The sequence below is a fragment of the Citrobacter sp. wls718 genome, from assembly GCF_005280945.1.
GTDB lineage: Bacteria > Pseudomonadota > Gammaproteobacteria > Enterobacterales > Enterobacteriaceae > Citrobacter > Citrobacter gillenii.
The window spans coordinates 44751-53225 of record NZ_SZWV01000016.1; the positions used below are offsets into that span (position 1 = coordinate 44751).

7 protein-coding genes are annotated in these 8475 nt (G+C 52.2%); 5 read left to right on the forward strand and 2 right to left on the reverse strand.

Annotated elements, in window-relative coordinates:
• Positions 1–166 precede the first annotated feature (166 nt).
• Positions 167–1228, forward strand: coding sequence for a YncE family protein (locus FDW95_RS03135; protein WP_115258463.1), 1062 nt, complete (start codon positions 167–169; stop codon positions 1226–1228).
• Positions 1229–1365: 137 nt separating this feature from the next.
• Entirely contained in the window at positions 1366–1587 is a 222-nt protein-coding gene (locus FDW95_RS03140) for a YgdI/YgdR family lipoprotein (RefSeq protein WP_096756998.1), read from the forward strand.
• 43 nt (positions 1588–1630) lie between these two features.
• Here FDW95_RS03140 and ansP read toward each other — a convergent pair whose 3' ends face one another.
• Positions 1631–3073, reverse strand: coding sequence for an L-asparagine permease (gene ansP / locus FDW95_RS03145; RefSeq protein WP_096756999.1), 1443 nt, complete (start codon positions 3071–3073; stop codon positions 1631–1633).
• Between the two features lie 146 nt (positions 3074–3219).
• On the reverse strand, positions 3220–4761 hold the full coding sequence (locus FDW95_RS03150) for a PAS domain-containing methyl-accepting chemotaxis protein (RefSeq protein ID WP_115258464.1): 1542 nt from the start codon (positions 4759–4761) through the stop codon (positions 3220–3222).
• Between the two features lie 496 nt (positions 4762–5257).
• On the opposite strand from FDW95_RS03150, the gene FDW95_RS03155 reads away from it, so the two are divergent.
• The 3 genes from FDW95_RS03155 to FDW95_RS03165 all read left to right on the forward strand — a co-directional run.
• The gene (locus FDW95_RS03155; RefSeq protein WP_115258465.1) at positions 5258–6256 is read left to right on the forward strand and encodes an MsnO8 family LLM class oxidoreductase; all 999 of its coding nucleotides are present in this window, start codon (positions 5258–5260) and stop codon (positions 6254–6256) included.
• Positions 6256–7377 (forward strand): amidohydrolase, encoded by a 1122-nt coding sequence (locus tag FDW95_RS03160; RefSeq protein ID WP_115258466.1) that lies wholly within the window; start codon positions 6256–6258, stop codon positions 7375–7377. The genes FDW95_RS03155 and FDW95_RS03160 overlap by 1 nt, the downstream gene beginning before the upstream one ends.
• A gap of 25 nt (positions 7378–7402) precedes the next feature.
• The coding region (locus FDW95_RS03165) for an NtaA/DmoA family FMN-dependent monooxygenase (protein WP_137363412.1) at positions 7403–8475 on the forward strand (1073 nt) is incomplete at its 3' end.

An 8475-nucleotide genomic window follows, 5' to 3' on the forward strand; every position in this document is an offset into this window, starting at 1 on the left:
AAGCATTTATGGAGAAAATAAGAAGGTTGTTGCCAGAAAGCGAATAAACACTCCACTTTGAGATAAATAATGATTACTATTCTCATTCTTAAAAAGGCAAAACCATGATTTTGCTGATTGAAGCATTGTGAAGCAGTAACAAATGAATTTATCAAAGGGAGTCGTCATGTCTTTACGTCATCTGTTTTCACCGCGTCTGCGTGGTTCTTTACTGTTAGGTTCACTGCTTGTTGCATCCTCTTTTAGTACGCAGGCTGCGGAAGAACTGCTGCGCAAAGCGGTAGGCAAAGGCGCCTACGAAATGGCGTACAGCCAACAGGAAAACGCACTGTGGCTTGCCACCTCCCAGAGTCGTAAGCTGGATAAGGGCGGGGTGGTTTACCGTCTCGATCCGATCACGCTGGAAGTGACACAGGCGATTCATAACGACCTGAAACCGTTTGGCGCCACCATCAATAATGCGACACAGACCCTGTGGTTTGGTAATACTGTCAACAGTGCAGTCACCGCGATGGATGCTAAAACCGGCGACGTAAAAGGCCGTCTGGTACTGGATGCGCGTAAACGTTCGGAAGATGTCCGTCCGCTGCAGCCGCGTCAGCTGGTAGCCGATGACGCCACCAACACGGTCTACATCAGCGGGATTGGTAAAGAGAGCGTGATCTGGGTGGTCGACGGTGAAACCATCAAACTGAAAACCACCATTGCTAACACCGGTAAAATGAGCACCGGTCTGGCTGTCGACAGCAAGGCTAAACGCTTGTACACCACCAATGCTGACGGTGAGTTTATTACCATCGATACCGCAGACAATAAAATTCTCAGCCGCAAAAAGCTGCTGGATGACGGCAAAGAGCATTTCTTTATCAACCTGAGCCTGGATACCGCTGGTAACCGCGCGTTTATTACCGATTCTAAAGCGGCAGAAGTGCTGGTGATTGATACCCGTGACGGCAAAGTACTGGCGAAAGTCGCCGCGCCGGAATCTCTGGCTGTGCTGTTCAACCCTGCGCGCAATGAAGCCTACGTGACGCATCGTCAGGCCGGTAAGGTCAGCGTGATTGACGCGAAAAGCTATAAAGTCGTCAAAACATTCGACACCCCGACGTTCCCGAACAGTCTGGCGCTCTCCGCTGATGGCAAAACCCTGTATGTTAGCGTGAAACAAAAATCTTCACGTGAGCAGGAAGCCACACAGCCGGATGATGTAATTCGCATCGCGCTGTAATTTACCCGGAGGGGGAAACCCCTCCTGTTATTTATCCATACCCCACGATACGCCTCGTTACACCCCATCGCTGGCCTGATAAACATCAGGGACTTACACTAGGTCCTTATCGGCTCATTGCATAACACAGGAATATCATGAAAAAGCCATTTATCTGCCTTTGCGCAGGCGTAATGCTGTTTACTCTGGCAGGTTGTTCAACGGATTACGTCATGACCACGAAAAGTGGGCAAACTATCGTCACCCAGGGCAAACCGCAGTTGGATAAAGACACCGGGATGACCAGCTATACCGATCAGGATGGCAACGCGCGGGAAATTAACAGCAATGATGTTGCGCAGTTAATCGAAGCCAACTAAGAAAGCAGGCCTGACGGGGATACGCTGTCAGGCCTGAATGCGATTACGGCGCGGTGCGCTGGATTTCCGCCACGCGTTTACGCACGCCAAACCATCCGGCAACCAGCAGAATAGCAATCAACGGTAACGACGCGATGGTGTAGGTGCCGTTCGGATAATCAAAGGCCATCAGCACCAGCACGCTTAGCAGGAACAGCAACGTTAACCATGAGGTAAACGGCGCGCCCGGTAGCTTGAAGCTGACGTCTGCCGCTTTGCCGTCTTTAATGGCCTGACGCAAACGCATCTGGCACACCACGATAAATCCCCACGACGCAATAATCCCTAACGACGCGAAGTTCAGCACGATCTCAAACACCTGCGAAGGCACCAGATAGTTGAGGAAAACGCCGACCACATACACCACCAGCGTGGCGAGGATCCCAGCCCAGGGGACCTGCTGACGGCTCATTTTCGCCATAAATTTGGGGGCTGAACCGCCCATCGACATCGAACGTAAAATTCGCCCGGTGCAATACAACCCCGAGTTGAGGCTGGAAAGGGCGGCGGTCAGCACCACAATGTTCATGATACTGCCGATATACGGCACGCCGAGTTTCGAGAAGAAGGTCACAAACGGACTTTGGCCCGCTTGATAGGCGTTCCATGGCAGCAGCAGCACCAGCAGTACGACTGAGCCAACGTAGAAAAGGCCAATGCGCCAAATCACGCTGTTGATCGCTTTTGGCACCATGGTTTGCGGATCTTTGCATTCTCCGGCGGCCGTACCCACCAGTTCAATAGAGGCAAAAGCAAAGACCACACCTTGTACCAGCACCAGCGCGGGTAACAGACCGTGCGGGAAGAAGCCGCCGTTATCGGTGATCAGATGAAACCCGGTGGTGTTACCGTCCAGCGGTTGTCCGGTACCTAAAAAGACCGTACCAACCACCAGAAAAATCACGATTGCCAGCACTTTGACCAGCGCAAACCAGAACTCCATCTCGGCGAACCATTTCACGCCAATCATGTTCATGGTACCTACAATCGCCAGCGCACCAAGGGCAAATACCCACTGTGGCACATCGCCAAACGCCCCCCAGTAGTGCATGTACAGCGCGACAGCGGTGATATCGACGATCCCGGTCATCGCCCAGTTGATGAAGTACATCCAGCCAGCCACATAGGCCGCTTTCTCTCCCAGGAACTCACGGGCGTAGGAGACAAAACTGCCGCTGGAAGGGCGGTGCAGAACCAGTTCTCCGAGCGCACGAAGAATAAAGAATGAAAAAATACCGCATACCAGATACACCAGCGCTAAAGCGGGTCCAGCCATTTGTAAACGTGCCCCGGCCCCTAAAAACAACCCGGTACCAATCGCGCCGCCGATGGCGATCATCTGTACCTGTCGGTTGCCCATCGCTTTGTGATACCCCTCTTCGTGAGCATTCAGCCAGCGTCGTTTCGCCGCATGTTGTTCTGCGGCTTGCGTGTTGTGTGTGTTCATTGCGTTTCCTGTTGGCCTGACAAATTAACAAAATCCTTTTTGCCGCCCGTGCAGCGGCGAAAACAGCGTTACCCTTCATTGTGTTAGAGGGGAAAACTGTCGGCCGAGCATCCTACAGTCAATTAATCAGTGACGCAAAGCCTGCATTATGCCGATACGCCAAAGACCTGAACGGCCTGCTGCAGTCGTGAGGAACGCTGAGTTAAATCGGCGGTGGCATCAGTGACACGTTCCACCATCTCGGCGTTAGTGTGGGTCATGGTGCCGACGCGTGAAATCGAGTCATTGATCAGATCCAGCGCCTGGGTTTGTTCCCGCGTCGCGAGGCTGATGTCTTTAATCATCATCGACATCTGCAATACGTCACCGATCATGCCCGTGAGATGCGTTTCCGTCTGCTCCACCATTTTTACGCCGGAGTTGACGTTCGCGACGTTCTTTTCAATTAGCTGCTTGATCTCTTTGGCGGCTGAGGCGGAGTGCTGAGCCAGGTTGCGCACTTCCGCCGCCACAACGGCAAAACCACGACCGGACTCCCCGGCGCGTGCGGCCTCGACGGCAGCATTCAGCGCCAGAATATTGGTCTGAAAGGCGATACTGTCGATAACACCGATGATGTCGACGATCTGACTGTTATCACGTGAGATAGCCTGCATCATGCCGATGGTCTGTTTCATGATATCGCCGCCTTCCGTCGCGTTGACGCTGGTTTTATCGGCCATGGTCATCGTTTGTGCGGCGGTATCGGCGGTTTGTTGCACCGCGCTGCCAATTTCTTCAATAGCGGCAGCGGTTTGCTGCAGGTCAGCGGAGGTTTCTTCGGAACGTGTATGCAGTGCAACGCCTTCTTTTGATACCCGTTGACTGATTTCGCGGATCCCGGCGATTTGTGTACTGACATCATCCACCAGAGAATTTAGATTCAGCCCGGATTGATTAACCAGTCGCATCAGCATCCCGATTTCATCTACGCGATTTAAATGACAGTTATCGGGTTTACGGCCGGAGACAACCTTTTTCATTTGACTGAGCAGCGTATTAACTGGCTGACAAATTTGGCACTTAAGGTAAATACCAAATAGCAGAAATAGCACGATCATTCCGCCAGCCTGAATAAATGAATTCACCGGTGCGAGTGTTAATAATACGCAGAGCAGGGCTACTACCCCTAAAGCATAATTGACGCGCTGACTTATGCTTAACCATTTAAACGCAGAGGTCCATGCCAGTATGCCACGACGAATAATAATGCCTTTAAAAAGTCGGAAACCTTTAAATTGCTGGCTATTTATTTTTTCATACAGCTGCTCACTCTGGGCTATTTCTTCTCGTGATGGAACGGTACGCACAGAGATGTAGCCGGTTAATTTTTCGCGGTGCCAGACGGGGGTGACATTGGCGCGAACCCAGTAATGGTCACCATTTTCCCGGCGATTTTTCACCATCCCGGTCCAGCTGTCACCCTGCTGGAGAGTGTGCCACATGTCGGCGAAGGCGGCAGAGGGCATATCGGGATGGCGAATAATATTGTGGGGTTCGCCCATGAGCTGGGTTTCATTAAAGCCGCTGGCTTCAATAAAAGCCGTGTTGGCATAGGTAATGTGGCTTTCTTTATCCGTCGTCGACAGCAGCGTCGCTTTCGCGTTAAGTGTGTGCTCAACTTGTGTAACGGGCATGTTACTTTTCATGGCGGTCCCTGGTGGTATGTTCAAGTCATACAAAAACCCCCGGAATAATACCAGGGGATATTAAAAAGCTGTTTTAAACCATTTTTAATAAGAAACGCTGCATTCTCTACTAATCATTAGCCTGACGAAAGTATTTCAAATAAAATTTTTGTTGTATGCAGTTTGTTAATGGTCATAAATATGAAACAATAAATACAAGTGTATAACCTAAAGAGATACTTCAGCTGACTTAAATTAAATTCAGAATAAATATAGTGAGCAAAAATAAAACTATCGCAAAATGATATTGTTGGGTTTCTGGCGTAAACAGTAACCCTATTATATTTTGTAGGGTATGTTTTTTCTGCTTCTTATACCTGCCCAGGAGAGACCTTACCCGTAGTAGAAGTAAGGTTGGTTAGCGATTTTTTAGCTGAGTAAATGTGAATTAAATGTTTCTGAATGGTTGTTTGATAATTTAATAATGACGACATGTTAACAATCGTGAGCCTGTAACATGTCATATCGCCTGAGTATTCTCGATAAAAGCCCCATAGGGGAAACCGAAACTGCCGCCATTGCGCTTGCCCGTACGCTACAGCTGGCACAGCTGGCAGAGGCGTGGGGATACCACCGTTTTTGGATAGCGGAGCATCACAATACGCCGCAGCTAGCCAGTCCGTCACCGGAGCTGGTGATCGCCTGGATCCTTGGCCAAACACAACGTATCCGCGTTGGCTCTGGTGGCGTTATGCTGCAACATTACAGCCCGTATAAAGTAGCGGAAAACTTCAATTTACTGGCATCACTGGCCCCAGGGCGCGTTGATCTCGGCGTGGGGAAAGCCCCAGGCGGTCTACCGCTGTCAACGCAGGCGCTCCAGCAGGGGCTACATCAGAGTGAAAAGGGCAGCTTTGCCGAGCAGCTTTCGCAGCTCGATGCCTGGCTGGCATTGACCGGGACGGAAACCGGGCACGCGGTATTTCCGACGCCGATCCCGCCCTCTCCGCCGCAAAGATTCGTGTTGGGGGCCAGCGTGCCAAGCGCACAGTTGGCGGCCGAGTCTGACTGGAATTTCATCTTTGCCGCGCACCTGAACGGTGATCCGGCGCTGCTACGCGATGTTCTGACTTACTGGCAAGCCAGCAGTGTGCGCCCGACGATTGTCGCCGTGCAGGTGATTGTGGCGAACAATCCGGAGACTGCCGCGCAATTGGCGGAGAACGTACAAATATGGGGCGTTGAGCTGGAAGATGGTCAACGCGTGACGGTGGCCAGTGAAGAGCAGGCGTTGGCATTCGCCGCACAGGCGGGTAGCGTGCCACGAAAAATTGCCCGTCGAGCGCAGGCGTTGTTGCACGGAACGGCCGAAGATGTGGCCGCAAAGCTGAACAGCCTGCACGCGCAGTACGGCATTGATGAATTTATTATCGATACCCCGCTAGCAGAAGGTCATGCGCGTCTGACATCGCTGCATTTGTTGGCGCAGGCCCATTCCGCTGTGGAGGTCGTCTGATGTCATTGGCCTCGACGCTTATCGGCTGGCGCCGTGAACTGCACCAGTATCCGGAGCTGTCCTTACAGGAGGTGGCGACTACAGCACGTATTCGCGACTGGTTGCGTGCTGCCGACGTCAACATTTTGCCCTTTGAACTGAGCACCGGTCTGGTGGCTGAGGTTGGGCGAGGAGACGATGTTATCGCCCTGCGGGCCGATATCGACGCCTTACCGATAGAAGAGAATGCCGATGTGGCGTTTCGCTCCGTAACGCCGGGGGTCATGCACGCCTGCGGACACGACGTGCATACCAGCGTCATGCTCGGTGCTGCGCTGTTGTTGAAACAGCAAGAAAGCGCATTACCGGGGCGGGTTCGTATCCTGTTTCAGCCTGCGGAAGAAAACTTTGGTGGCGCGAAAGCGTTAATCCGCGCCGGGGCGCTACAAAACGTAGCGGCGATTTTCGGTATGCACAACGAGCCTGGGTTACCGGTGGGTGAGTTTGCCACGCGTGGCGGCGCATTTTATGCCAACGTCGATCGTGTCGTGCTGCGTATCCATGGCAAAGGCGCACATGCCGCTCGGCCACATGAAGGCAAAGATGCTATTCTGCTTGCCAGCCAACTGGTGACGGTGTTGCAAGGCGTGGCCAGCCGGGAGGTTAACACGCTGGATTCGGTGGTGTTGAGCGTGACCCGTATTCAGGGCGGCAACACGTGGAACGTGCTGCCAGAATCCGTTGAGCTGGAAGGGACGCTCAGAACCCATCGCACAGTCGTTCAGCAGCAGGTCAAATCACGGGTGAATGACATCGCCGCCGGATTTGCCCACGCCTTTGGCGCACAAATTGATGTTATCTGGCACGCGGGCCCCACGGCGCTGGTCAACGATTCGCGCTGGGCAGAGATTGCCACCGAGGTGGCAAAAACCTCCGGGTACACGACGCACTATGCCGATCTGCATATGGGGGGAGAGGATTTTGCCGTCTATCTGCAAAATACGCCCGGGGCATTTGTCAGTATTGGCAGCGCCAGCGAATACGGATTACACCATCCGGGATTTAATCCTGACGAACGATTAATTGAACCCGCCGCGCAGTACTTTACGCATTTAGCGAAAACGGCATTCACACACCTTTAATTTTACCTGTTGGGTAGGGGGTACTATGGCTAAAAAAAGGCAATTACGGTTGGGCACTATTCTGCATGGTGCCTCCGGAAATATGTCAGCATGGCGTCATCCGGCAGCACTTGCCGATGCCAGTATTAATTTTGAGTTTGTCAAAGACACTGCATTAATTGCCGAGAAAGGCAAACTGGATTTTATTTTTGTTGCCGATGGTTTGTATATCAATGAGAAATCCATCCCACATTTTTTAAATCGCTTTGAACCGCTAACGGTATTGTCGGCACTGGCGAGCATCACCAACAATCTGGGACTGGTGGGCACGGTTTCAACGTCATACAGCGAACCGTTTACCACCGCGAGACAGTTTGCCAGCCTCGATCATCTCAGCCAGGGGCGCGCTGGATGGAATGTGGTGACATCGCCCCTGGAAGGTTCAGCAAAGAACTATTCGCGCGCGCAGCACCCGGAACATGCTCAACGCTACCGTATTGCCGATGAATATTTGCAGGTGGTCAAAGGGTTGTGGGATTCGTGGGAAGAGGATGCGTTTACCCGCAATAAAACGAGCGGTGAATTCTTTAATCCGCAGAAACTGCATACGCTCAATCATCATGGCGATTATTTCCAGGTTGCCGGCCCTTTAAATATTGCCCGTACACCACAAGGACGGCCGATTATATTTCAGGCTGGCGCTTCTGAGGATGGCAAGAAATTAGCAGCAACACACGCTGACGCCATTTTCACCCATCAGGAATCACTGTCAGAGGCCAAAGCTTTTTATCAGGATGTGAAAAGCCAGTTAGAAATAGCGGGGCGGGGTGACGATGACCTGCATATTTTCCAGGGCGTCAGCGTCATTGTGGGTGACAGCGAGCAGGATGCTGAACAGCAATATCAAACCACCGCAGCGCTGGTTTCCATTAACGACGCGCTGAATTACCTCGGCCGCTATTTTGAACATCACGATTTCGCGCAATATTCCCTTGATGCGCCGTTCCCGGAGCTCGGCGATCTCGGGCAAAACAGTTTTCGCAGCACCACCGATGAAATCAAGCGCAATGCACGTGAGCGCGGGTTAACCCTGCGCCAGGCTGCGCTGGAAGCGGCCAG

Excerpts from the sequence above, each read along its gene's own strand:
- FDW95_RS03135 (WP_115258463.1), top strand. The coding sequence starts at position 167 with ATGTCTTTACGTCATCTGTTTTCACCGCGTCTGCGTGGTTCTTTACTG.
- FDW95_RS03140 (WP_096756998.1), top strand. The coding sequence starts at position 1,366 with ATGAAAAAGCCATTTATCTGCCTTTGCGCAGGCGTAATGCTGTTTACT.
- ansP (WP_096756999.1), bottom strand. The coding sequence starts at position 3,073 with ATGAACACACACAACACGCAAGCCGCAGAACAACATGCGGCGAAACGA.
- FDW95_RS03150 (WP_115258464.1), bottom strand. The coding sequence starts at position 4,761 with ATGAAAAGTAACATGCCCGTTACACAAGTTGAGCACACACTTAACGCG.
- FDW95_RS03155 (WP_115258465.1), top strand. The coding sequence starts at position 5,258 with ATGTCATATCGCCTGAGTATTCTCGATAAAAGCCCCATAGGGGAAACC.
- FDW95_RS03160 (WP_115258466.1), top strand. The coding sequence starts at position 6,256 with ATGTCATTGGCCTCGACGCTTATCGGCTGGCGCCGTGAACTGCACCAG.